The sequence below is a fragment of the Bacillus sp. FSL W8-1202 genome (assembly GCF_038006165.1).
Classification (GTDB): Bacteria; Bacillota; Bacilli; order Bacillales; family Bacillaceae; genus Bacillus; species Bacillus subtilis.
Map to the genome: position 1 here is coordinate 1906495 of NZ_JBBOUR010000001.1, position 25306 is coordinate 1931800.

The following is a 25306-nucleotide window of genomic DNA, read 5'->3' on the forward strand; positions in this document are numbered from 1 at the left end:
TTCTTGTTGTATTATATTGTCGAAATTTGACGCAGTCAATAAAATATTTTTCTGCTTTAAATGATAGAAGCGAAACAGCGTTGTCGTATCATAGGATAGTAATTTTTACTAATCGTATATTCAATTTTATGCAAGATGAACCGATAGAAAAAATAGATTCGCCCATATTTTGATTTGCGGTTATAAAGGAGATGCTGACCATGTTTCAATATGAAGAGTTGAATAAACAGTTTATCGGCGGGAAATGGCAGGAGGGCAGCAGCCCAAATGTATTGGAAAACAAAAATCCTTATACTCAAAAAACATTCACAACATTCCGTAAAGCGACTGCTGACGATATAGATGAAGCGTACAGGGCAGCGGCGCTGGCGAAGAAAAAATGGGATGCGGTCAATCCGTTCGAGAAAAGAACCATTTTAGAAAAAGCCGTCACGTATATCGAAGAGAACGAAGAAGCCATTATTTATTTGATTATGGAGGAGCTTGGCGGAACAAGGCTCAAAGCAGCTTTTGAAATCGGTCTTGTCAAAAACATCATAAAAGAAGCGGCAACGTTCCCTGTCCGCATGGAAGGCAAAATTCTTCCGTCCACAATAGACGGCAAGGAAAACAGATTATATCGCGTGCCGGCAGGCGTTGTCGGTGTCATCAGCCCGTTTAACTTCCCATTCTTTTTATCTATGAAATCAGTGGCGCCTGCACTCGGAGCCGGCAATGGCGTTGTGCTAAAGCCGCATGAGGAAACGCCGATTTGCGGCGGAACGCTGATTGCGAAAATTTTTGAGAACGCGGGAATTCCAGAGGGACTGCTGAATGTTGTTGTCACAGACATTGCTGAAATCGGCGACAGCTTCGTTGAGCATCCAGTGCCGCGGATCATCTCATTTACCGGTTCTACGAAAGTCGGCAGCTACATCGGACAGCTTGCGATGAAGCATTTTAAAAAGCCGCTTCTTGAGCTTGGCGGGAACAGCGCCTTCATCGTACTTGAGGATGCAGATATAGAATATGCGGTCAATGCGGCGGTGTTCAGCCGATTTACACATCAAGGACAGATTTGCATGTCAGCCAACCGAGTGCTTGTTCATTCTTCTATTTATGACAAGTTCCTTGAGCTGTACCAGGCAAAAGTGGAATCGCTGAAAGTCGGCGACCCAATGGATCCTGATACGATTATCGGGCCATTAATCAACAGCAGACAGACGGACGGGCTGATGAAGACTGTAGAGCAAGCAATTGAAGAAGGCGCTGTACCAGTGAAGCTTGGCGGATTTAACGGGACGATCGTGGAACCCACGATCTTAAAAGACGTCAAACCGTTCATGAGCATTGCCAAGGAAGAGCTGTTCGGACCAGTCGTCTCCTTTATGAAGTTTGATTCAGAAGACGAAGCGGTGGATATCGCAAACGAAACCCCGTTTGGCTTGAGCGGCGCCGTACATACGTCAAATCTTGAGCGCGGCGTGGCTTTTGCGAAACGTATTGAAACAGGCATGATTCACGTTAATGACACGACCATTAATGATGAACCGAATGTAGCCTTCGGCGGTGAAAAGCAATCAGGCCTCGGCCGTTTGAACGGTGAGTGGAGCCTTGAAGAATTTACAACGCTGAAATGGATCTCGGTTCAGCACGAAAAACGCAGCTTCCCTTATTAATGAATAGGAGTGAATGGACTTGAGCATAAAAACGGAAAAAGAAACCGCAGATATTCTGGACGCATTTATCAAAGTAGCCCCTTATTTAAACAGCCTGGTTCAGGATGATATTACAATCGGCATTTATGATACGGAAAAACTGCTCGTGAATATACCGGCCAAAAGCTTTTCGCTGAACGTAAAAGCCGGCGATCCGCTGCGGGAAGGGGATATCATCACAGATGCCATCCGAAGCAATCAGAAGAAGACGAGCATGGTTCCGAAAGAATTGTTCGGCTTCCCATTGATCGCGCGTGCCATCCCGCTGCACGACGAGAATGGAAGAGTCATTGGAGGCGTCGGCCTCGGAACGAGCCTTGAGGAGTCGTCAAAGCTGCATGATGTGGCGGAAAGCTTATCAGCTGTCGTTGAACAAACAGCCGCAGCCATTTCCGACATTTCTGAATCAATTAACGGGTTTTCAACTCAAATGTCGGGCATTTCCTCTCAGGCGAAAAAAGTAAGCGAAAGCGCCGGTGAAATCGCCGATATTTCAGTAACTGTTAAAGGCATCTCGGACCAAAGCAATCTGCTCGGCTTGAACGCCGCGATCGAAGCGGCAAGAGCAGGGGAGTCCGGAAAAGGGTTCTCTGTCGTCGCAGATGAGATCAGAAAGCTAGCGACGCATTCAAAAGAAAATGTCGGCCAAATTGACCAGATTACGAAAAAAATCCACAGCCTGCTGAAAGGGCTGGAGGAATCCATTGAGTCGATTAACCAGCATACAGACGGACAAGCCGCTGCCGTTGAACAAATTTCCGCCACGATGCAGGAGATTTCAGGAAGCGCGCAGCATCTTGCAAAAATGGCTGAAAAAGCGCTTGAGGAAGAGTAAGAGACCGGGGACAAACATCCCCGGTCTTTTTCTTATCCTGCATTTCCATGAAATTCGTCTGACGTTTTACTAGTTTTATTCCAGCGGCTGATTTAAAATGTACACATGAACTTACGTGAGGATTGATAGGAACCATGAGCATATTAAAAGCGGAAAATCTTTATAAAACATACGGAGATAAAACATTATTTGACCATATCTCCTTTCATATTGAAGAGAATGAGAGAATCGGATTAATCGGGCCGAACGGAACTGGAAAATCAACGCTGCTGAAAGTAATTGCCGGCTTGGAATCTATCGAAGAAGGAGAAATCACGAAATCCGGAAGCGTGCAGGTCGAATTTCTTCATCAAGACCCGGAGCTGCCTGCGGGGCAAACAGTGCTGGAGCATATCTATTCCGGTGAATCGGCTGTGATGAAAACCTTACGTGAATATGAAAAAGCGCTGTATGAACTGGGGAAAGATCCCGAAAATGAACAGCGCCAGAAACACCTGCTGGCAGCGCAGGCGAAAATGGACGCGAACAATGCATGGGATGCAAACACCTTGGCAAAAACCGTATTGTCTAAGCTGGGCGTCAACGACGTAACAAAACCGGTCAATGAGCTCTCAGGCGGCCAGAAAAAACGGGTGGCCATTGCCAAAAACTTAATTCAGCCCGCTGATCTGCTCATTTTGGACGAGCCGACAAACCATTTGGATAATGAAACGATTGAGTGGCTTGAAGGGTATTTAAGCCAATATCCCGGCGCCGTCATGCTGGTGACGCACGATAGATATTTCTTAAACCGTGTCACCAACCGCATTTATGAGCTTGAAAGAGGCAGCCTCTACACGTACAAAGGCAACTATGAAGTGTTTTTAGAAAAACGCGCGGAACGGGAAGCGCAGGCTGAGCAAAAGGAAACGAAGCGGCAAAACCTGCTGCGCCGCGAGCTGGCCTGGCTCAGACGAGGAGCGAAAGCCCGCTCAACAAAACAAAAGGCGAGAATTGACCGGGTAGAGACGCTTAAAGAGCAGAAAGGCCCTCAGTCATCAGGTTCACTCGATTTTGCCATTGGCTCGCACCGTCTCGGAAAACAGGTTATTGAAGCGGAGAACGTCATGATCGCTTATGACGGCCGCATGCTCGTCGACCGTTTTAATGAACTTGTCATACCAGGTGAACGGATCGGGATCATCGGGCCGAACGGCATCGGGAAAACAACGCTGTTAAATGCCCTTGCCGGCCGTCATACGCCGGACGGAGGCGATATTACGATCGGACAGACGGTCAGAATCGGCTACTATACTCAGGATCATAGTGAAATGAACGGTGAGTTAAAGGTCATTGACTATATAAAAGAAACGGCGGAGGTCGTAAAAACGGCAGATGGCGATATGATTACAGCTGAACAAATGCTCGAGCGTTTCCTCTTCCCGCGTTCAATGCAGCAGACGTATATCCGCAAGCTGTCCGGCGGGGAAAAACGCCGTTTATACTTGCTTCAGGTTCTCATGCAGGAGCCGAATGTCCTGTTTCTCGATGAGCCGACGAACGATTTGGATACTGAAACATTAAGCGTTCTTGAGGATTATATTGACCAGTTTCCTGGCGTCGTCATCACCGTATCCCATGACCGCTATTTCCTTGACCGCGTCGTCGACCGTTTGATTGTATTTGAAGGAAATGGCGTCATTTCCCGCTTTCAAGGCTCCTACAGCGACTATATGGAGGAGTCAAAAGCGAAAAAAGCGGCCCCAAAACCGACAGCTGAGGAAAAAACGGCTGAAGCCGAGCCGAAGAAAAAACGGAAAAAGCTTTCTTACAAAGACCAGCTGGAATGGGACGGCATCGAAGATAAAATTGCCCAGCTGGAAGAAAAGCATGAACAGCTTGAAGCTGACATCGCCGCAGCAGGCAGTGATTTTGGCAAAATCCAAGAGCTGATGGCCGAGCAGGCGAAAACGGCGGAAGAGCTTGAGGCTGCGATGGACCGCTGGACAGAATTGTCCCTCATGATCGAAGAACTGGAAAGCTAAAAAGCGTGGCCGCAGCAGGCCGCGCTTTTTTTCACATAATGGACAAAAACGAACCGGCCTGCTTATGTTAGGATAAAATTGTGTGTCAGCGGCACATGGAAAACTAACGGAGATGATGAAGTATGACATGGGCGATCGTGATGTTAATTCTCATGAGTCTGGTGAAAATCGTATTAACCTGTCTTCCTACAGGCGTCATAGAATGGCTGCTCGGTAAATTTGAAGTGCACGCCAAGCTGAGTGGCGAAAATGCGAGTCTCTCTCTAGATGGAAAACGCCTCGAGGGTGCAGAGAAGCAGAAAGTGATTGATCAATTTAACGAAGCTATCTTCCTGGAAAAATATTATATCTATCCAGGTGATGAAGAGCGTTATTTACATCCGGAAAACGGCGGGACGCCGCTGGTGATAGATACAAAAAAAGGAAACAAAGACGTGAAGCTGTTCGTGTACCGCTATGACGACCATATTGACGTCGTGAAACAGTACAAGAAGAAAGTGATCGCGTATCGAGTGCTTTCTGAAAGCCTTCAAAAAGAGTCTCTGTCAGTGGCGGGAAGTTTAGCTTAAACAGGAAAGTGAAAGGCGGGTGCTTTATGCTACTCGTCTTTTTTATTGTTTTTTAAAACTTAACGTTTACGTTAAGGTTCAATAAGGTGTATAATGGTAACAGAAACGGTGAAGGGGGATTTACCTTGGAATGGATGAAGATTGATCAAGTGGCCAAAAGAAGCGGACTGACAAAGCGGACCATCCGGTTTTATGAAGAAATCGGCTTGATTCCGGCGCCGAAACGGACAGACGGCGGTGTAAGGCTTTATTCAGAGGATGATATGGAGGAGCTTGAGAAAGTCATCAGCACAAAAGAGGTGCTCGGTTTTTCCCTTCAGGAGCTTCAGCATTTCATGGAAACCAGCCGCCAGCTAGAGTTAAACAAAGAGGGGTATTTGTTGTCACTGGATCCAAAGGAACGGAAAGAAAAACTGGAGGAAATTCAGGAAACCCTGAATCACCAGCTGAGTTTGATTGATGAGAAAATCCGCACATTCCAAAGCTTTAAAGAACGCCTGCAAGGCATGAAAGGCAAAGCGGAACGCGCCATTCAATCAATCGAATGAAAAGTTTGTTAAACGCTATTTTTGTAGCGTTTCTTTTAATGGAATAAAGATGGAGGTCAGGTCAAATGGATAAGACAACACAAGTGAATCAGAAAACAGGCTTGCTCAGCCAGCCGAAAGCGGTATGGGCTGTCGCGTTTGCCTGTGTGATTTCTTTTATGGGAATCGGGCTGGTCGATCCAATTCTTCCGGCTATTGCCGCACAATTACATGCTTCACCTAGTGAAGTATCACTCTTGTTTACAAGTTATTTGCTTGTAACCGGATTTATGATGTTTTTCTCAGGAGCCATTTCCAGCCGCATCGGCGCGAAATGGACGTTAATTCTCGGACTTATTTTTATTATTGTATTTGCGGGGCTTGGCGGCAGCTCAAGCTCAATCGCTCAGTTAGTCGGCTATCGCGGCGGCTGGGGATTAGGGAATGCTTTGTTTATTTCAACAGCGCTTGCGGTCATCGTCGGCGTGTCAGTCGGCGGCAGCGCCCAAGCGATTATTTTGTATGAGGCCGCGCTTGGTCTCGGAATTTCCGTCGGGCCGCTTGCAGGCGGAGAGCTCGGAAGCATTTCATGGCGCGCACCGTTTTTCGGAGTATCTGTCCTGATGTTTATTGCGTTAATCGCGATTTCTTTCATGCTTCCGAAGCTGCCGAAACCGGCAAAACGCGTCGGTGTGTTTGATGCGATGAAGGCGCTCAAATATAAAGGCCTGCTGACAATGGCGGTATCGGCATTCCTATACAACTTTGGATTTTTTATTTTGCTTGCTTATTCTCCGTTCGTTCTGGATTTAGATGAACACGGTCTTGGATATGTCTTCTTCGGCTGGGGCCTTCTGCTGGCGATTACGTCAGTCTTTACGGCGCCGCTCGTCCACAAAGCGCTGGGCACTGTGCGTTCGCTCGTCGTTCTCTTTATCGCCTTTGCGGCCATTCTCATTATTATGGGGATCTGGACAGACCATCAGACTTTGATTATTACATGTATCGTTGTCGCCGGTGCTGTCCTCGGTATGGTGAATACGATCATGACAACTGCTGTGATGGGTTCTGCGCCGGTTGAACGTTCAATCGCGTCTTCAGCCTACAGCTCAGTCCGCTTCATCGGCGGCGCGCTCGCCCCGTGGATTGCAGGAATGCTGTCAGAACACTTCACCGCAAGCACACCATATACAGTCGGAGGAATCGTCGTTTTTGTCGGCATGCTTGTCCTTCTCATGGGACGTAAACATCTTGCTGGGATTAAGGCGGGACATTAATAACGAAAGACACTGCACAGATGCAGTGTCTTTTTATTCGTTATAATGCATCATAATCGAATTGGTGCAGGAAAGGACAACCTTTATGACACAATTTTACTATTTTCCGGCTGAAAACTCCCTTTAGAAACCGGTTTTTTCGGTCAGCAAGAACGGCGTTCGCGGAAAGGGCATCCGCTTCGGTCAGGCATTGATGCGGCTGGGATTTATCTTGCAGAAGCTGAGAATGTGTCCGTTCATTTACGATTGCCATTTCAGTGATGGTTCATGCTGTAGAGGGGACGTTTGCCATGGATAAGGCAAAACCTGACGAATATGATCAGAAATGTTTAGAAACGCTCTATCAATACATACACAGCGTCATGAAAAACAGCTTTTCTCGGTCGAGTGGTTTACCGCTTGGGCAGATGAGGAGGATTTTGAGCTGTCTGCCAAAAGAGAGCTGACACTTGATGAATTCACATCTCCATTGCAGCTCATTTTAAAAGACAGAGAGCTTTTGAGAATCGTTCAGAAAAAATGGCAGTAAAAAACCCGCCCTTCAGCAGGCGGGTTTTTTTATAAATTAAAGCACTTTCGTCGTCCAAGACTCGCAGTTCCACGTTTCTGTCGCAATATCCATATAAAAGTCTGGCTCGTGGGAAATGAGCAGAATGGAGCCTTTATATTCTTTCAGAGCGCGCTTGAGCTCTTCCTTGGCATCGACATCCAAGTGGTTTGTCGGCTCATCGAGCACCAGCAGGTTTGTTTCTGAGTTGATTAGCTTGCACAATCTGACTTTCGCTTTTTCGCCTCCGCTTAATACGGAGACGCGGCTTTCGATATGCTTTGTCGTCAGTCCGCATTTTGCCAGAGCGGCACGGATTTCATACTGCGTATAAGAAGGGAATTCGCTCCATACTTCTTCGATGCACGTATTGTTGTTTGTTTCCTTGACCTCTTGCTCGAAATAGCCGGTATAGATGTGCTCACCGCGTTCTACAGAGCCTTCGAGCGGCTGGATTTCGCCAAGCAAACTTTTCAGCAACGTCGTTTTTCCGATCCCGTTTGCGCCGTAAAGGGCGATTTTTTGGCCGCGTTCCATGCGGAGGTTGAGCGGACGGGACAGCGGGGAATCGTAACCGATCACGAGATCCTTCGTTTCAAAAATCAGCTTGCCTGACGTTCTCGCCGGCTTAAAGTGGAATTCCGGCTTTGGCTTTTCTGCCGCAAGCTCGATCATATCCATCTTATCGAGTTTCTTTTGGCGGGACATCGCCATGTTTCTCGTGCTGACACGCGCTTTGTTGCGGGCAACGAAATCCTTCAGCTCCGCGACTTCCTGCTGCTGCTTTTTGTAGGCCGCTTCAAGCTGCTGTTTCTTCACCTCGTAGACTTCCATAAACTGATGGTAGTCGCCGACATAGCGTGTCAGCTCTTGATTTTCAACGTGATAAATCAGGTTGATGACGCTGTTTAAGAACGGAATATCGTGGGAAATCAGAATGAACGCGTTCTCGTATTCCTGCAGGTAGCGCTTCAGCCATTCAATATGCTGTTCATCAAGATAGTTGGTCGGCTCATCGAGAAGCAGAATTTCCGGCTTTTCAAGGAGAAGCTTAGCGAGAAGGACCTTTGTGCGCTGGCCGCCGCTCAAATCGGTGACATCGCGCTCTAAACCGATATCACTCAAGCCGAGGCCGCGGGCGATTTCTTCCACTTTGGAATCAATAACATAAAAATCATTGTTTGTCAGCGCGTCTTGAATGACGCCGACTTCTTCAAGCAGCTTCTCGAGCTCGTCGGGATCAGCCTCGCCCATTTTGTTGTAAATCTCGTTCATTTCCTCTTCCATCGCAAATAAATAATGGAACGCGTCTTTCAGGACGTCACGAATGGATTTTCCTTTTTCAAGCACGGTATGCTGGTCAAGATAGCCGACACGGACATTTTTTGACCACTCGACTTTTCCCTCATCAGGTTCAAGCTTTCCGGTAATAATATTCATGAAGGTTGATTTTCCTTCACCGTTTGCGCCGATCAGCCCGACGTGCTCGCCTTTTAACAGGCGGAAGGAGACGTTATTAAAAATGGCCCGGTCACCGAAGCCGTGGCTTAAATCCTTTACAGATAAAATACTCATGTTTACACCTCTATCGTTTATCAAACACGCTCAATCGGCGTGTAATATTCACCCTTTTGATTATAAAGGAGGATTCGGAATGTTGAAAGGTATAGGAAAGAAAAAGAAAAATTGCGTTCCGGGCGAGGTTTTGAGATACTATGGAATAGATTTCAGGAATTGAGGAGAACAAAATGACGCAAACTTGGCCATTTTTACATAATGCACAATCATTTATACAAGAGAATTGGAATGCTTCCGGCTTTCAAAAGCCAACTCCTGTACAGGAGCAGGCTGCCCAGCTGATCATGGACGGAAAGGATGTCATCGCGGAATCGCCGACAGGCACAGGGAAGACGCTGGCGTATGCGCTGCCGGTCTTGGAGCGGATCAAACCAGAGCAAAAGCATCCGCAGGCGGTGATTTTAGCGCCTTCCCGTGAGCTGGTGATGCAGATTTTTCAGGTGATTCAGGATTGGAAAGCGGGCTCAGAGCTGCGCGCGGCTTCCTTAATCGGCGGGGCGAATGTGAAGAAGCAGGTCGAAAAGCTGAAGAAACATCCGCATATCATCGTCGGCACGCCAGGCAGGGTATTTGAACTGATTAAAGCAAAGAAACTCAAAATGCATGAAGTGAAAACGATTGTATTTGATGAAGCGGATCAGCTTATCCTGCCGGAGCATCGCGAGACGATCAAACAAATTATTAAAACGACATTAAGAGACCGCCAGCTTCTATGTTTTTCCGCGACACTCAAAAAGGAAACAGAGGATGTGCTCCGCGAATTGGCGCAAGAGCCTGAGGTGTTGAAGGTACAGCGAAGCAAGGCGGAGGCAGGGAAAGTGAAACATCAATACCTGATTTGCGACCAGCGCGACAAAGTGAAGCTGCTGCAAAAGCTGTCAAGGCTTGAAGGCATGCAGGCACTCGTATTTGTGAGAGACATTGGCAACCTGAGTGTATATGCGGAAAAGCTGGCATATCACCACGTTGAACTCGGCGTTTTGCACAGCGAAGCGAAAAAAATGGAGCGGGCGAAAATCATTGCCGCATTCGAAAACGGAGAGTTTCCTCTTTTATTGGCGACTGACATTGCAGCACGCGGTTTAGACATTGAAAACCTGCCATACGTGATTCATGCTGATATTCCAGATGAAGATGGCTATGTCCACAGATCAGGACGAACAGGCCGGGCCGGAAAAGAAGGCAACGTGCTGAGCCTTGTGACAAAATTGGAGGAATCAAAGCTGAAAAAAATGGCGAAGAAGCTTGGTGTTGAGCTGAGTGAAGCTGTGTATGCAGGCGGAAAACTGAAGACGAAATAAAAAGGAGGGCGGAAAGCCCTTTTTTTGTTGTAAAATAATAGAAAAGATTTTGCGCGGAGGTGGGAAAATGGCTTCAATAGACAGGTTTCAAGTAATGCAGGAGCCAGAGCTGAAAATACTTGAACACTGGTTTGAGAATGAGGATACCAGACGGAGAATGGATGGGATGCTGCCATTAGATGAGTGGTATGCACGAGTAAATAAAGATAAACACGATACTGTCATCATGGCGTATGATGGACAGCTGCCGGCAGGGATGGTCGTTATTGAGTTCGGGGAGAAGCGGACATATATTGGATTGATCGTCAATCCTTTGTACCGGCTTCAAGGGTACGGAAAACGGATATTGCAAAAGCTGATGACCGAACCTGATTTTACTAGCGTGCGGGAATGGGTGGCATGCATTGAAGAAGACAATCGAATCAGTTTAGCTTGCTTTCAAGCAGCAGGATTCACTTTGGAAGATACAGAACCTGATGAAGATGGTTTTCTTACGGGCTTGTCAAGAAAAGTGTGTAAGTTATTCTAGATATTTCTTCACACGTTCCTTTAGGTGGTCATGAACTAATAGTTGATTCATGACCATAGCCCATTGCTGGATGCGTCCACCATCCCATTTCTTTTCTAATTCTTTTGTTCGTAAAAACAATATTTTTAATAGGGCATTCTCATGGGGGAATGCTCCTTTTTTCGTGACTTTTCGAAAGCTAGAGTGGATACTTTCAACGGCATTTGTAGTGTACATGATTTTACGAATATTACCACCATAATCGAAAAGTTGTTCCACATGAGAAAAGTTTCGTTTCCATACGTCTACAGCTCCAGGGTACGTAGACCACTGCTTTTCAAAAGATTCAAATGCACTGTGACAAGCCTTAAGGCTTGGAGCTCCATACACTTTCTTTAAGGCAGCAGTAAAAGGCTTGTAGTCTTTACTTGGTATATACTTAATCGAATTTCGAATTAAATGAACAATACATCTCTGTACGGTCACATCAGGAAAAATCGCACGTGCTCCTTCTTCCAGACCACTAACGCCATCCATTGAGAGAAAGAAGATATCTTCTACACCACGAGATTTGATTTCATCAAAAATTTGCATCCATTTATGTTTACTTTCCGTTTCATTCAACCACAAACCTAGAATGTCCTTTTTACCTTCTATGGTATATCCTAGTATTGTGTAAACGGCATACTTCTTCGTTTCATAGTCATTACGAATGGTTGTGTAAAGACAATCGACAAACACAAAAGGGTAACAGTTACTTAAGGGACGATTTTGCCACTCTTCTAAATTAGGAAGTACAGTATCCGTAATGTCGGATACCATTTCATGAGATACAGAAAAGCCATAGATGTCTTCTATCGTGGAAGAAATGTCTCGTTGTGACATTCCTCTGGCATACATCGAAATGACCTTATCCTCTATAGAGGATACATCTCTTTTACGCTTTGGAATCAACTGCGGTTCAAATGAACCATCACGATCACGGGGGACTGCAATTTCAACTTCTCCTGCCGTTGTTTTCACGATCTTTTTGCCATATCCATTTCTTCTATTTCTTGTTTCTTTTTCTCCCTTGTCATTGGATTCATAGCCCAAATGGTGATTCATTTCACCTTTTAGCATTGACTCAAACATGGGACCAAATATGTCTTTTAATGCTTCTTGCATATCTTCTACTGATTTAGGCTGATACTGTTCGATAATCTTGTTAGCTAATTCTACGGAGTTCGGATCTCTTTTCAATTTCCCCACTGAAACCACTCCTTTAGCTTTATACGTATTATTCTATCAAATAAAAAACTGTGTGAGTAAGGAACCGTACGCATTCCTTACTTACACAGTTAATATTACACTCCCTTTCTTACGCTGATTCTTCGCAGCTGATCTCATCGAAACATAAAAGGAGGGCAAAAAGCCCTCCCGTTTTCATCTTCATTCAGCTCGGATCACTGACCTTGATCAGCTGTTTCCCTTTATTTTCTCCCTTAAATAAACCGAGAAACGCGTCAGGAATGTTTTCGAAGCCTTCTGTGATGGTTTCCTCGTAATGGAGTTTACCAGCCTTCAGCCATTCTGCCAGCTGTTTTGCTCCCTCAGAAAAACGATCGAAGTAGTCGCTTACGATAAAGCCTTGCATCAGCGACTTCGTTTTAATGAGTTTTGATTGGACACGAGGGCCCATGTCATCTGCTTCGCTTTCTGCGTTATAGGAAGAAATGGCGCCGCACACCGGAATGCGGGCAAATTCATTGAGCAGATTCATCACCGCGTCTGAAATCGGTCCGCCGACATTGTCAAAATACACATCGACACCGTCAGGACAAGCGTTTTGAAGCGCTTTTTGGATATCATCCGCTGTTTTGTAATTGATGGCTTCATCAAACTGAAGCTCCTGTTTTAAATAGTCGATTTTTTCATCAGAACCCGCGATACCGACAACTCGCGCGCCTTTGATTTTGGCAATTTGCCCGACTGTTGAACCGACGGCTCCCGCAGCTCCGGAGACAACCACGGTTTCGCCTTCCTTCGGGCGTCCGATGTCCAGCAATCCGAAGTATGCTGTTAAGCCGGTCATTCCCAAAATGCCGAGATAGGCCGAAGCGGGAGCAAGGCTTGTATCAATTTTTCGCAAGGCAGACTCGCCCACAGCGGAAAATTCCTGCCAGCTGAGATTTCCGATGACGATATCGCCTTTTTTCAGATGATTCCCGTCTGACACAACTTCAGCGATAACCCCGCCAGAAAGCGCTTTATCCAAGGCGAACGGCTCAACATATGACTTCGTATCCTGCATACGGCCGCGCATATAAGGGTCAACCGATACATAAAGCGTTTTGACAAGCACTTCCCCTTGCTTGGGTTCAGGAACCGGAATGGTTTCAAAGCGAAAGTCTTCATGAACAGGAATACCTTGTGGACGTCTTGCTAATTGAATTTGCTGCTGAGATGCTGTCATTTTTATCCTCCTATCACTTGGTTGACACCACTGTAACATGGACAGGAGAGGAAATACAAAAGGTAAGCTGGCATACAAAAAAGGAGAGGGGCTCCTCTCCTTTTCATTTCGCCCGTAGTTTCGGGCACAGTCCCGTCGGCAGGCACATTGGCTTCTGGTCGATCGGGCTTCTCATGATGCAGCATTCCAAGCCGAAGACTTCACGGAAAAATGGCTGGGTGAACACATCTTCCGGTGTTCCGGCGTTGTATATTTTTCCGTCCAGCACACTGATCAGATAGTCAGCGTATTGAGCGGCTTGGTTTAAATCATGGAGCACCATGACAACGGTGCGGCCATGGTCGCGGTTCAGCTTTTTCAGCAGTTCAAGCACTTCAATCTGGTGTGAGATGTCTAAATACGTGGTCGGCTCATCAAGCAAAAGCAAATCAGTGCCTTGCGCAAGTGCCATTGAAATCCAGGCTCTTTGTCTTTGGCCGCCTGAAAGGGCATCCAGCGTCCGATCCTTCAGTTCAATCATGCCCGTTGCTTCCAGCGCCCACTCTACCATGTCATGATCCTCTTGGGTATGCTTGGATAACAGCTTTTTGTGAGGATGTCTGCCAAAATAGCATAATTCCTCTACCGTCAATCCTTCAGGGGCCTGAGGAGATTGTGGAAGAATGGCCAGTTTTTTTGCGACTTCTTTTGATGGCTGGCGGTGGATGTCTTTTCCTTCTAGTAGCACTGTACCGCTTTTCGGGGCCATCAGCCTGGCGAGCGATTTGAGGATTGTTGATTTACCGCAGCCATTAGCGCCGATGAGCGCAGTGATTTTTCCTTCTTCTATCTTTAAGTCGACTCCGTCAATAATCACTGTACTGTCATATGAAAGAGTGAGCTGGTCTGCAGCCAGTTTTCCCATGGTATCCTCTCCCTACTGTTTCCTCGCTTCGAATTTCAATAAATATAAGAAATAAGGCGCGCCGATCACGGCTGTCAGTATTCCGGCAGGTATTTCAACCGGAGGCATGATGCCGCGCCCTAACGTATCTGCAATTAATAATATAATAGCACCAATCAATGCCGATGCAGGCAGTAAATATTTAGCTTTTTCTCCGGTAAGCCGTCTGGCGATATGCGGAGCAAGCAAGCCGATAAAACCGATTGAGCCGACGACGGCTACACAGCTTCCCGCCAGCGCCACCGCGGTGAAAATCAGGATGAATCTCAGCCGGTTTGCGTTTTCTCCGAGACCCTGTGCAAGCTCATCCCCGAGTGACATAAGATCCAGCTTCGGTATGAGTATGCAGACGATCGGAAAAAGAATCAAAAGCCATGGCGCAAGCAGCTTGACTTCTTCCCAGTTTCTTCCCCAGAGGCTTCCTGTCAGCCAAATGAGTGCAGCATTCACGTCGCCTGGAAACTTTACCATCATATATTGCATTCCGGCATGGCAGACCGCGCCTAAAGCAATGCCTGATAAAGCCAGTGAAGAGGGCTGAATGCTCTTTAATAGTACAGCAATAATGGCGGCTCCGGCAAATGCGGAGAACGGAAGCACGTATACCGGCGACTCAGGAAAGATGAGAATCACAGCCATCGCCGCAAGTCCGGAGCCTTTTGAAATGCCGACAACGTCCGGGGAAGCGAGCGGATTTCGGATCACACCCTGTAAAATCGCTCCGGCAGCGGCAAGCCCTGCACCGGCCAAAATTGCTAATATGATGCGGGGAAGGCGATATTGCTGGATGATAAATTCAAAGGAATGATCCAGTCCCAGCAGATTCGTCACTACCGCATCAGGTGAAATGTATAATGCACCGATTCCCATGCTGATGACGGACAGAACGATTAAAATCACGGCCAATATGAGTATCGCCAGCAAGGGGCGTTTTTGTTTTCTGGTTGTTTTCTTCATTTCAGATGTCGCCCTTTCCTTGCCAAATATAAGAAAAACGGCGTTCCGATAATCGCGGTGACAATGCCGACCGGTGATTCATAAGGAAATGCAATCCATCTGGCCAGAACATCTGCGTACACCAGCAAAATGGCACCGAACAGTGCCGAAAACGGAAGCACGTATTGATAATGTTCTCCGATCAGCTTGCGGACAATATGCGGGACGAGCAGCCCGACAAAGCCAATCGGCCCGGCGACGGCTACGGAAGCGCCGGAAAGGATTAAAATAATCAAACTGATCAGAATCCGGATGCCGTTCATATTTTGTCCAAGCCCTTTTGCTGTTTCGTCTCCGAGACCGAGAACAGAAACAGAACCGGAAAATACGAGGGCAAGCCCGATGCCAATGACAGAAAACGGAGCGATGGTTATGACATCCTGCCAGTTGCTGCCGTCGATTGCGCCTGTCATCCAGTACAGAACATCCTCACCTGACTCATTTAAAATAATGATGGCCTGTGTCATAGAGGAGAGGAACAAATGCACGGCCATTCCCGACAGCGCCAGCTTGACAGGTGTCATTCCGCCGGATGAGGCAATCATATACACAATCGCGCCGCCTGCTGCCGCACCCGCAAAAGCGAATATAACAGATGAATAGGGCGATGCCGGCAGAATGACGAGAGAAGCAACGACAAAAAGCGATGCACCCGCATTCACACCGAAAATTTGGGGTGAAGCCAGAGGATTTCTGGTCATAGCCTGCATCAGCGCCCCTGCTACAGCTAGGCTGGCGCCGACAAAAACGCCGATTAATGTGCGGGGAAGGCGAAGAGTAGAGATGATGAGCTGTTCCTTTGAACCGTCCCATACAAAAAGATATTTCAATGAATCTATGATGCCGATGTCTGAGGCTCCTACTGAAAGATTCAGCCCAAGCCCAAATATAAAAATAATCAGTGCAATGATAAACATCATCAGTCTTGATGATGAGCGCCGTTTGGCTGAATGATACAACAGTCTCACTTCCTTACTGCGTCTGGTTGCAAAAACGAAGAAGCAAGGATTTCCCCTCGCTTCTCATTTGTCCTATTTATTATACACTTTTTTAAGCACATCTTTGGCGCTTGTTTCACTAGACTTGATGCCTCTGAATCTTGTCCAAGTGTCACGGTCCGCATCATAGACTTGTCCATTTTTCACCGCTTTGAGATTTTTCCAGAGCGGGTTCGTTTTCCACTCATCTACAATGGTTTTGCCTTCGTTGGCTGAGATGAACAAAATATCAGGATCGATTTTGCTCAATTGCTCAAGGCTGACCTCTTGATAGGCGTTATCTGACTTCACAGCGTGTGTAAAGCCTAGCATTTTAAAGATTTCTCCGTCATAGGATGATGATGTATGAAGCTGGAAGGAATCCGCTCTTGCAACGCCGAGAACGATGTTGCGGTTTTCATCTTTCGGAAGTTCGGCTTTTAGATCGTTGATGACTTTTTTGTGCTCGGCAAGCTTTTCTTTTCCTTCATCTTCTTTATTTAATGCTTTAGCAATGGTCGTAAAGCTGTCGATCGTTTCGTCATATGTCGCTTCACGGCTTTTTAATTCAATCGTCGGGGCGATTTTTTTCAGCTGTTTATAAATGTTTTTATGGCGCTCAGCGTCAGCGATGATTAAATCAGGCTTCAAGGAACTGATGACCTCAAGATTGGGTTCGCTGCGTGTGCCTACAGATGTGTAATCAATGGAGCTTGCGACAAGCTTTTTAATCATATCTTTTTTGTTGTCATCGGCGATGCCCACCGGCGTAATGCCGAGATTGTGAACGGCATCCAAGAATGAAAGCTCAAGCACAACCACCCGCTTAGGTGTGCCGCTTACTGTCGTTTTTCCTTCTTCGTCATGGATCACTCTGGAATCCTTAGACTCGCTTTCGCCGCTTCCGTTGTTATTCTGGCTTGATGAACAGCCGGATACAATGAGGCAGGCGAGCAATAAAACACTCATGATGGCAATCAACTTGTTAGAATAGGTGCGCATGTCATTCTTCCTTTTTTCAGATTTAGTAATGAGAATCATTATCACATGTAACACTATAATAGCATGGCTTATCATGTCAATATTTTTTTAGTAAAGAAAGATGCGTTTTTTACTGCTTTCTCATGAAAGCATCATCAGACACAAATAAGTGGTATGAAGCGTTACCGTGTCTTCGAGACAAAAACGCATGGGCGTTGGCTTTAGAGGTTTCGAACATATCAGCAGTGACATAAGGAAGGAGAGTGCTGAGATAACCGGACAATTTCTTTTCTATTTCATCTGTTAGTGCAAATTCAATGTCGCCGATATTCATGATAATCGAGAAAACAAAGTCGATATCGATATGAAAATGTTCCTCGGCAAAAACCGCAAGCTCGTGAATTCCTGGTGAACATCCGGCACGCTTATGGAAAATCTGTTTGACTAAATCACTCACAATCCAAGCATTGTATTGCTGTTCTGGTGAAAAGTATTGCATTAGACATACCTCCTGCTCGTACGGATAAAGGCAGCGTTTCATGGTCGTGTGCTCCGTGCAGCGGCTTCTCCTTAATTTTGATTTTTCTGAAAATAGGTCCCGTTCCTATCACTTTACCATGGACGGAAAACAAATAGCTACTACCATTCCTCCTGTTTTTCTCTTTAATGTTCTGGAATCTGTTTCAGGTACAGACGATCGGGTATGAAAGAAATATAGAAAACATGAAGGAGGAATATCGACATGAAACCAGTTGTAAAAGAGTATACAAATGACGAACAGCTCATGAAGGATGTAGAGGAATTGCAGAAAATGGGTGTTGCGAAAGAGGATGTATACGTCTTAGCTCACGACGATGACAGAACTGAACGCCTGGCAGACAACACGAACGCCAACACGATCGGAGCCAAAGAAACAGGTTTCAAGCACGCGGTGGGAAATATCTTCAATAAAAAAGGAGACGAGCTCCGCAATAAAATTCACGAAATCGGTTTTTCTGAAGATGAAGCCGCTCAATTTGAAAAACGCTTAGATGAAGGAAAAGTGCTTCTCTTTGTGACAGATAACGAAAAAGTGAAAGCTTGGGCATAAAGCAAGGAAAAAACCAAAAGGCCAATGTCGGCCTTTTGGTTTTTTTGCGGTCTTTGCGGTGGGATTTTGCAGAATGCCGCAATAGGATAGCGGAACATTTTCGGTTCTGAATGTCCCTCAATTTGCTATTATATTTTTGTGATAAATTGGAATAAAATCTCACAAAATAGAAAATGGGGGTACATAGTGGATGAAAAAAGTGATGTTAGCTACGGCTTTGTTTTTAGGATTGACTCCAGCTGGCGCGAACGCAGCTGATTTAGGCCACCAGACGTTGGGATCCAATGATGGCTGGGGCGCGTACTCGACCGGCACGACAGGCGGATCAAAAGCATCCTCCTCAAATGTGTATACCGTCAGCAACAGAAACCAGCTTGTCTCGGCATTAGGGAAGGAAACGAACACAACGCCAAAAATCATTTATATCAAGGGAACGATTGACATGAACGTGGATGACAATCTGAAGCCGCTTGGCCTAAATGACTATAAAGATCCGGAGTATGATTTGGACAAATATTTGAAAGCCTATGATCCTAGCACATGGGGCAAAAAAGAGCCGTCGGGAACACAAGAAGAAGCGAGAGCGCGCTCTCAGAAAAACCAAAAAGCACGGGTCATGGTGGATATCCCTGCAAACACGACGATCGTCGGTTCAGGGACTAACGCTAAAGTCGTGGGAGGAAACTTCCAAATCAAGAGTGATAACGTCATTATTCGCAACATTGAATTCCAGGATGCCTATGACTATTTTCCGCAATGGGATCCGACTGACGGAAGCTCAGGGAACTGGAACTCACAATACGACAACATCACGATAAACGGCGGCACACACATCTGGATTGATCACTGTACATTTAATGACGGTTCGCGTCCGGACAGCACATCACCGAAATATTATGGAAGAAAATATCAGCACCATGACGGCCAAACGGATGCTTCCAACGGTGCTAACTATATCACGATGTCCTACAACTATTATCACGATCATGATAAAAGCTCCATTTTCGGATCAAGTGACAGCAAAACCTCCGATGACGGCAAATTAAAAATTACGCTGCATCATAACCGCTATAAAAATATTGTCCAGCGCGCGCCGAGAGTCCGCTTCGGGCAAGTGCACGTATACAACAACTATTATGAAGGAAGCACAAGCTCTTCAAGTTATCCTTTCAGCTATGCATGGGGAATCGGAAAGTCATCTAAAATCTATGCCCAAAACAATGTCATTGACGTACCGGGACTGTCAGCTGCTAAAACGATCAGCGTATTCAGCGGGGGAACGGCTTTATATGACTCCGGCACGTTGCTGAACGGCACACAGATCAACGCATCGGCTGCAAACGGGCTGAGCTCTTCTGTCGGCTGGACGCCGTCTCTGCATGGGTCGATTGATGCTTCTGCTAATGTGAAATCAAATGTCATAAATCAAGCGGGTGCGGGTAAATTAAATTAAGAAAGTGAAAAACACAAAGGGTGCTAACCTTTGTGTTTTTTAATTAATTAAAATGTTTATTAACTTAGTTAAGGAGTAGAATGGAAAAGGGATCGGAAAACAAGTATATAGGAGGAGACCTATTTATGGCTTCAGAAAAAGACGCAGGAAAACAGTCAGCAGTAAAGCTTGTTCCATTGCTTATTACTGTCGCTGTGGGACTAATCATCTGGTTTATTCCCGCTCCGTCCGGACTTGAACCTAAAGCTTGGCATTTGTTTGCGATTTTTGTCGCGACAATTATCGGCTTTATCTCCAAGCCCTTGCCAATGGGTGCAATTGCAATTTTTGCATTGGCGGTTACTGCACTAACTGGAACACTATCAATTGAGGATACATTAAGCGGATTCGGGAATAAGACCATTTGGCTTATCGTTATCGCATTCTTTATTTCCCGGGGATTTATCAAAACCGGGCTCGGTGCGAGAATTTCGTATGTATTCGTTCAGAAATTCGGGAAAAAAACCCTTGGACTTTCTTATTCACTGCTATTCAGTGATTTAATACTTTCACCTGCTATTCCAAGTAATACGGCGCGTGCAGGAGGCATTATATTTCCTATTATCAGATCATTATCCGAAACATTCGGATCAAGCCCGGCAAATGGAACAGAGAGGAAAATCGGTGCATTCTTATTAAAAACCGGTTTTCAGGGGAATCTGATCACATCTGCTATGTTCCTGACAGCGATGGCGGCGAACCCGCTGATTGCCAAGCTGGCCCATGATGTCGCAGGGGTGGACTTAACATGGACAAGCTGGGCAATTGCCGCGATTGTGCCGGGACTTGTAAGCTTAATCATCACGCCGCTTGTGATTTACAAGCTGTATCCGCCGGAAATCAAAGAAACACCGGATGCGGCGAAAATCGCAACAGAAAAACTGAAAGAAATGGGACCGTTCAAAAAATCAGAGCTTTCCATGGTTATCGTGTTTCTTTTGGTGCTTGTGCTGTGGATTTTTGGCGGCAGCTTTAACATCGACGCAACCACAACCGCATTGATCGGTTTGTCCGTTCTCTTATTATCACAAGTTTTGACTTGGGATGATATCAAGAAAGAACAGGGCGCTTGGGATACGCTCACTTGGTTTGCGGCGCTTGTCATGCTCGCCAACTTCTTGAATGAATTAGGCATGGTGTCTTGGTTCAGTAATGCCATGAAATCATCCGTATCAGGGTTCTCTTGGATTGTGGCATTCATCATTTTAATTGTTGTGTATTATTACTCTCACTATTTCTTTGCAAGTGCGACAGCCCACATCAGTGCGATGTATTCAGCATTTTTGGCTGTCGTCGTGGCAGCGGGCGCACCGCCGCTTTTAGCAGCGCTGAGCCTCGCGTTCATCAGTAACCTGTTCGGGTCAACGACTCATTACGGTTCTGGAGCGGCACCGGTCTTCTTCGGAGCAGGCTACATCCCGCAAGGCAAATGGTGGTCCATCGGATTTATCCTGTCGATTGTTCATATCATCGTATGGCTTGTGATCGGCGGATTATGGTGGAAAGTACTGGGTATATGGTAGAAAGAAAAAGGCAGACGCGGTCTGCCTCAGCTTGTAGAGAAAACGATGTTTTTTCTACAAGCTTTTTTGTTTTATACTGTTTCTTTAGATATTCACCAGGTTTCAGATGCAGAAAAAGCGCTCCCACATGCCTAGCCTTGCTTGGCTAGGTATGTGGCAATCTTCTTCATGTTCTGGCATGCGGCTGTGAGGAGAACTTGTTCACTCACATTTCGTTTTCCCCTCAACCTGCAATAGCGAAGCCCATGCAGCTGTTTTGAATCTGCAAAGCTTCGCTCTATTTTTTCTTTTCTTTTTTTGTAGAGGTTTTTTCCTGAAACAGACAAGCGATTTTGTCTGACCTTTTCTTTATGATCTTCCCATACATGTCGAGTAATCACTTTCTGCCGATTCTTTGATTTTGTACAGTTTTCAAGCAGTGGGCATGAGGAACATATTTCAGGATTTGATTTATATGACCGGTAGCCTTTTCGGTCAGTTGTTGAGTATGTAAGTGTTTGGTGATTTGGACAAATGTATCTGTCTTGTTCACTGTCATAATGAAATTTCCATTTTGGAAACAAGCCTCGGATAGGGTGATAACGTCTATGTGCGATGACACCAAAGATTTGGCGGTCAGATAATCCTTTACAGATCGGAGTCGTTAAATATCCGGAATCAAGGGCGACGGCTTCTACTTGAAAACCAAATCGTGCGATTTGGTGGTCTAATCGGTCAAGATAAGGCACAGAATCATGGACATTTCCAGGTGTGACGTAGGCATCGGTGATAATGTTGTATTTCATATCTGTTGTGCGGTGATCTAAATAGAAAAAACCTTCTGGTTTGTTTTCACGATACAGATAGCCACTTTCCGGATCGGTTGTACTGTGGCGGATCTCTTTTTCAGCTTTCACCTCCTCTTTGGCTGTTAATGGTTTTTTTCCGTGTTCCTCCCGATCCTCTTGAATGGCTTCATTTAAATCCTTGATATAGTTTTGGGTATCCTGCGCAATTGTTTTTCTTGTGTATTTATGCTTGTTGGCATTGGCTTTAAGGTGTGTGGAGTCGGTGAATAGGACTCGTCCGCCCACCATGTCATGATTGATGGCCTGAAGAACGATCTCATCAAAAATGTCTTGGAAGATGGTTGTATCTTTAAAGCGTGTGCGTCTGTTCCAGCTGATGGTGGAGTGGTGTGGAACCGGGTCGTTTATGTTCAATCCGAGAAACCATCTGTACGCCATATTGTAGTAAATTTCTTTTTCAAGCTGTCTTTCTGAACGGATACCATAGAGGTATCCGATAAACATCATTTTAAATAAAATAAGCGGATCAAGTGAGGGGCGGCCTTTGTTTTCACTGTAGTAAGGTTTCACCTTTTCAATGATGAAAGAGAAGTCTATGTGTTTATCAATTTTCCGAAGCAGGTGATCCTCTTCAACGAGTTGGTCAAGCAGAACAAATTCGGCTGTGTTTTGAGAAGAGTTTCTTGTGTGGAACATGAGAAAGACACCGTCCTTTTAAGTCTTTCTTTTATTTTATTACAGAAGAATGGATATTTTAAGGAAAAATAAAGGCTGACGAGATTTTCTCGACAGCCTGAGGCAGACGCGGTCTGCCTTTTTTTTATTTTCACTCCTTCGCAAGAAAACGGATTTTGAAAAATGAGAAAATTTCCTGTGAAAAATGGTATGATCTAGGTAGAAAGGACGGCTGGTGCTGTGGTGAAAAAGCGGTTCCATTTTTCCCTGCAAACAAAAATAATGGGGCTGATTGCGGCTCTGCTGGTCTTTGTCATTGGTGTGCTGACCATTACGTTAGCCGTTCAGCATACACAGGGAGAACGGAGACAGGCAGAGCAGCTGGCGGTTCAAACGGCGAGAACCATCTCCTATATGCCGCCGGTTAAAGAGCTCATTGAGAGAAAAGGCGGACATGCGGCTGAGACGCAAGAGGTCATTGAACAAATGAAAGAACAGACTGGCGCGTTTGCCATTTATGTTTTGGACGAAAAAGGAGACATTCGCAGCGCCTCTGGAAAAAGCGGATTAAAGAAACTGGAGCGCAGCAGAGAAATTTTGTTTGGCGGTTCGCATGTTTCTGAAACAAAAGCGGATGGACGAAGAGTGATCAGAGGGAGCGCGCCAATTATAAAAGAACAGAAGGGATACAGCCAAGTGATCGGCAGCGTATCTGTTGATTTTCTGCAAACGGAGACAGAGCAAAGCATCAAAAAGCATTTGAGAAATTTGAGTGTGATTGCTGTGCTTGTACTGCTGCTCGGATTTATTGGCGCCGCCGTGCTGGCGAAAAGCATCAGAAAGGATACGCTTGGGCTTGAACCGCATGAGATCGCGGCTCTATATCGTGAGAGGAACGCAATGCTTTTCGCGATTCGAGAAGGGATTATTGCCACCAATCGTGAAGGCGTCGTCACCATGATGAACGTATCGGCGGCCGAGATGCTGAAGCTGCCCGAGCCTGTGACCCATCTTCCTATAGATGACGTCATGCCGGGAGCAGGGCTGATGTCTGTGCTTGAACAAGGAGAAATGCTGCCGAACCAGGAGGTAAGCGTCAACGATCAAGTGTTTATTATCAATACGAAAGTGATGAATCAAGGCGGGCAGGCGTATGGGATTGTCGTCAGCTTCAGGGAGAAAACAGAGCTGAAGAAGCTGATCGACACATTGACAGAGGTTCGCAAATATTCAGAGGATCTCAGGGCGCAGACTCATGAATTTTCAAATAAGCTTTATGCGATTTTAGGGCTGCTTGAGCTTGGGGAGTATGATGAAGCCATTGATCTGATTAAAGAGGAATATGCGATACAAAATGAACAGCATGATCTTTTATTCCATAACATTCATTCGCAGCAGGTGCAGGCCATTTTGTTAGGGAAAATAAGCAAGGCATCGGAAAAGAAGGTCAAGCTGGTGATTGATGAGAACAGCTCACTCGCGCCTCTTCCTGCACATATCGGCTTGTCCCATCTTATTACGATTATTGGCAATTTAATTGATAACGCTTTCGAAGCTGTAGCGGAGCAAAGCGTGAAGGAAGTTTTGTTTTTTATCACGGATATGGGCCATGACATTGTCATTGAAGTATCAGACACAGGGCCCGGTGTGCCGCCAGAGAAAATAGAAGCTGTGTTTGAGAGAGGCTATTCTTCAAAGGGGATGAGGAGAGGCTACGGTCTGGCCAATGTGAAAGACTCAGTGCGTGAACTGGGCGGCTGGATCGAACTGGCGAATCAAAAAACTGGCGGGGCGGTATTCACTGTGTTTATACCGAAGGAGAAACAAAGGGGGAATCCATTTGATTCACATCGCGATTGCGGAGGATGATTTTCGAGTTGCGCAAATCCATGAGAGATTGATTAAACAGCTTGATGGATTCAAGATTATCGGCAAGGCGGCTAACGCAAAAGAGACATTGGCGCTTTTGAAGGAACACAAGGCTGATTTGCTTCTGTTGGATATTTATATGCCGGACGAGCTTGGGACCGCGTTGATTCCCGATATACGAAGCCAATTTCCTGAAGTGGACATTATGATTATCACAGCGGCAACAGAAACCCGGCATTTGCAGGAAGCGCTAAGGGCAGGAATTGCCCACTATTTGATCAAACCCGTAACGGCTGACAAGTTCAGGCAGGTGCTGCTTCAGTATAAAGAAAAAAGGAAGCTGCTCATGTCTCAGCCGGAGGTCAGCCAATCCATGATCGACCATATTTTTGGGAACGGTGTGAAGACAGCTTTGCCGGCAGAGGATTTGCCGACTGGCATTAATTCGATTACACTGCGAAAAATTAAGGAAGCGCTTCAGACTGCGTCAGAAGGATTGACAGCGGAGGAACTTGGGGAAAAAATGGGGGCGTCACGAACAACTGCCCGCCGTTATGCCGAGTACCTTGTGTCAAAGGAAGAAGCAATAGCCGAGCTTGAATACGGGATTATCGGCAGGCCGGAGAGAAAATATTATTTGGCGGCGGATTAGAT

General features: G+C 45.9%; 23 protein-coding genes. 14 read left to right on the forward strand and 9 right to left on the reverse strand.

The annotated features are described in order from the left end of the window. The first annotated feature begins 200 nt into the window (after positions 1 to 200). The 7 genes from yfmT (at position 201) to NSQ09_RS09885 (ending at position 7375) form a co-directional block, all read left to right on the forward strand. Positions 201 to 1658: a benzaldehyde dehydrogenase gene (gene yfmT, locus NSQ09_RS09855; protein WP_328207012.1), complete on the forward strand. Its 1458-nt coding sequence runs from the start codon at positions 201 to 203 to the stop codon at positions 1656 to 1658. Between the two features lie 469 nt (positions 1659 to 2127). Beyond that, the gene (locus NSQ09_RS23080) at positions 2128 to 2532 is read left to right on the forward strand and encodes a methyl-accepting chemotaxis protein (protein ID WP_369888597.1); all 405 of its coding nucleotides are present in this window, start codon (positions 2128 to 2130) and stop codon (positions 2530 to 2532) included. 134 nt (positions 2533 to 2666) lie between these two features. Beyond that, the gene (locus tag NSQ09_RS09865) at positions 2667 to 4556 is read left to right on the forward strand and encodes an ABC-F family ATP-binding cassette domain-containing protein (protein WP_017695580.1); all 1890 of its coding nucleotides are present in this window, start codon (positions 2667 to 2669) and stop codon (positions 4554 to 4556) included. Between the two features lie 122 nt (positions 4557 to 4678). Then, complete coding sequence (locus tag NSQ09_RS09870) at positions 4679 to 5125, forward strand: YfmQ family protein (protein WP_017695579.1); 447 nt, start codon at positions 4679 to 4681, stop codon at positions 5123 to 5125. Positions 5126 to 5250: 125 nt separating this feature from the next. Then, on the forward strand, positions 5251 to 5673 hold the full coding sequence (locus NSQ09_RS09875; RefSeq protein ID WP_014479143.1) for a MerR family transcriptional regulator: 423 nt from the start codon (positions 5251 to 5253) through the stop codon (positions 5671 to 5673). A 65-nt stretch (positions 5674 to 5738) separates the two neighbouring features. Further along, the gene (locus tag NSQ09_RS09880) at positions 5739 to 6929 is read left to right on the forward strand and encodes an MFS transporter (RefSeq protein ID WP_041338227.1); all 1191 of its coding nucleotides are present in this window, start codon (positions 5739 to 5741) and stop codon (positions 6927 to 6929) included. Between the two features lie 290 nt (positions 6930 to 7219). Next, positions 7220 to 7375 carry a hypothetical protein gene (locus tag NSQ09_RS09885; protein WP_080262654.1) on the forward strand — a complete coding sequence of 52 codons (156 nt, stop codon included), beginning with the start codon at positions 7220 to 7222 and terminating at the stop codon, positions 7373 to 7375. A gap of 119 nt (positions 7376 to 7494) precedes the next feature. Here NSQ09_RS09885 and NSQ09_RS09890 read toward each other — a convergent pair whose 3' ends face one another. Then, complete coding sequence (locus NSQ09_RS09890) at positions 7495 to 9051, reverse strand: ABC-F family ATP-binding cassette domain-containing protein (RefSeq protein ID WP_014476110.1); 1557 nt, start codon at positions 9049 to 9051, stop codon at positions 7495 to 7497. A 173-nt stretch (positions 9052 to 9224) separates the two neighbouring features. On the opposite strand from NSQ09_RS09890, the gene NSQ09_RS09895 reads away from it, so the two are divergent. Continuing rightward, positions 9225 to 10355 carry a DEAD/DEAH box helicase gene (locus NSQ09_RS09895; RefSeq protein ID WP_029317503.1) on the forward strand — a complete coding sequence of 377 codons (1131 nt, stop codon included), beginning with the start codon at positions 9225 to 9227 and terminating at the stop codon, positions 10353 to 10355. A 67-nt stretch (positions 10356 to 10422) separates the two neighbouring features. Beyond that, positions 10423 to 10884 carry a GNAT family N-acetyltransferase gene (locus NSQ09_RS09900; RefSeq protein ID WP_341031212.1) on the forward strand — a complete coding sequence of 154 codons (462 nt, stop codon included), beginning with the start codon at positions 10423 to 10425 and terminating at the stop codon, positions 10882 to 10884. Here the strand turns inward: NSQ09_RS09900 and NSQ09_RS09905 are convergent. From NSQ09_RS09905 to NSQ09_RS09935, 7 genes are all read right to left on the reverse strand, one after another. Then, the gene (locus tag NSQ09_RS09905; RefSeq protein WP_031600262.1) at positions 10876 to 12123 is read right to left on the reverse strand and encodes an IS256-like element ISBsu2 family transposase; all 1248 of its coding nucleotides are present in this window, start codon (positions 12121 to 12123) and stop codon (positions 10876 to 10878) included. The genes NSQ09_RS09900 and NSQ09_RS09905 overlap by 9 nt on opposite strands. Positions 12124 to 12298: 175 nt before the next feature. After that, entirely contained in the window at positions 12299 to 13318 is a 1020-nt protein-coding gene (locus tag NSQ09_RS09910; RefSeq protein WP_095843569.1) for an NADP-dependent oxidoreductase, read from the reverse strand. 103 nt (positions 13319 to 13421) lie between these two features. Then, positions 13422 to 14222, reverse strand: a complete 801-nt coding sequence (yfmF, locus tag NSQ09_RS09915) for a Fe(3+)-citrate ABC transporter ATP-binding protein YfmF (RefSeq protein WP_003233737.1) — start codon at positions 14220 to 14222, stop codon at positions 13422 to 13424. Positions 14223 to 14234: 12 nt separating this feature from the next. Further along, positions 14235 to 15218 carry a Fe(3+)-citrate ABC transporter permease YfmE gene (yfmE, locus tag NSQ09_RS09920; RefSeq protein WP_144453928.1) on the reverse strand — a complete coding sequence of 328 codons (984 nt, stop codon included), beginning with the start codon at positions 15216 to 15218 and terminating at the stop codon, positions 14235 to 14237. Further along, positions 15215 to 16216: a Fe(3+) dicitrate ABC transporter permease FecD gene (gene fecD, locus NSQ09_RS09925; protein WP_015482945.1), complete on the reverse strand. Its 1002-nt coding sequence runs from the start codon at positions 16214 to 16216 to the stop codon at positions 15215 to 15217. The genes yfmE and fecD overlap by 4 nt, the downstream gene beginning before the upstream one ends. Before the next feature lie 72 nt (positions 16217 to 16288). Beyond that, positions 16289 to 17236: a Fe(3+)-citrate ABC transporter substrate-binding protein YfmC gene (yfmC, locus tag NSQ09_RS09930; RefSeq protein ID WP_129137513.1), complete on the reverse strand. Its 948-nt coding sequence runs from the start codon at positions 17234 to 17236 to the stop codon at positions 16289 to 16291. Positions 17237 to 17345: 109 nt separating this feature from the next. After that, positions 17346 to 17714 carry a YfmB family protein gene (locus NSQ09_RS09935; protein WP_015252572.1) on the reverse strand — a complete coding sequence of 123 codons (369 nt, stop codon included), beginning with the start codon at positions 17712 to 17714 and terminating at the stop codon, positions 17346 to 17348. A 243-nt stretch (positions 17715 to 17957) separates the two neighbouring features. On the opposite strand from NSQ09_RS09935, the gene NSQ09_RS09940 reads away from it, so the two are divergent. The 3 genes from NSQ09_RS09940 (at position 17958) to NSQ09_RS09950 (ending at position 21320) form a co-directional block, all read left to right on the forward strand. Beyond that, positions 17958 to 18305, forward strand: a complete 348-nt coding sequence (locus NSQ09_RS09940) for a general stress protein (protein ID WP_003233729.1) — start codon at positions 17958 to 17960, stop codon at positions 18303 to 18305. A 190-nt stretch (positions 18306 to 18495) separates the two neighbouring features. Then, a complete protein-coding gene (locus NSQ09_RS09945; protein WP_003244025.1) occupies positions 18496 to 19758 on the forward strand; it encodes a pectate lyase in 1263 nt (420 codons plus the stop codon). 125 nt (positions 19759 to 19883) lie between these two features. Further along, the gene (locus tag NSQ09_RS09950; RefSeq protein ID WP_015383080.1) at positions 19884 to 21320 is read left to right on the forward strand and encodes an anion permease; all 1437 of its coding nucleotides are present in this window, start codon (positions 19884 to 19886) and stop codon (positions 21318 to 21320) included. 131 nt (positions 21321 to 21451) lie between these two features. On the opposite strand, the gene NSQ09_RS09955 is transcribed toward NSQ09_RS09950, so the two are convergent. After that, positions 21452 to 22804, reverse strand: coding sequence for an IS1182 family transposase (locus tag NSQ09_RS09955; RefSeq protein ID WP_014478984.1), 1353 nt, complete (start codon positions 22802 to 22804; stop codon positions 21452 to 21454). Between the two features lie 219 nt (positions 22805 to 23023). On the opposite strand from NSQ09_RS09955, the gene yflR reads away from it, so the two are divergent. Both yflR and citT read left to right on the forward strand, forming a co-directional pair. Next, positions 23024 to 24652 (forward strand): two-component sensor histidine kinase CitS, encoded by a 1629-nt coding sequence (yflR, locus tag NSQ09_RS09960; RefSeq protein ID WP_341031218.1) that lies wholly within the window; start codon positions 23024 to 23026, stop codon positions 24650 to 24652. Then, on the forward strand, positions 24624 to 25304 hold the full coding sequence (gene citT / locus NSQ09_RS09965) for a two-component response regulator CitT (RefSeq protein WP_041332880.1): 681 nt from the start codon (positions 24624 to 24626) through the stop codon (positions 25302 to 25304). The genes yflR and citT overlap by 29 nt, the downstream gene beginning before the upstream one ends. Positions 25305 to 25306 lie beyond the last annotated feature (2 nt).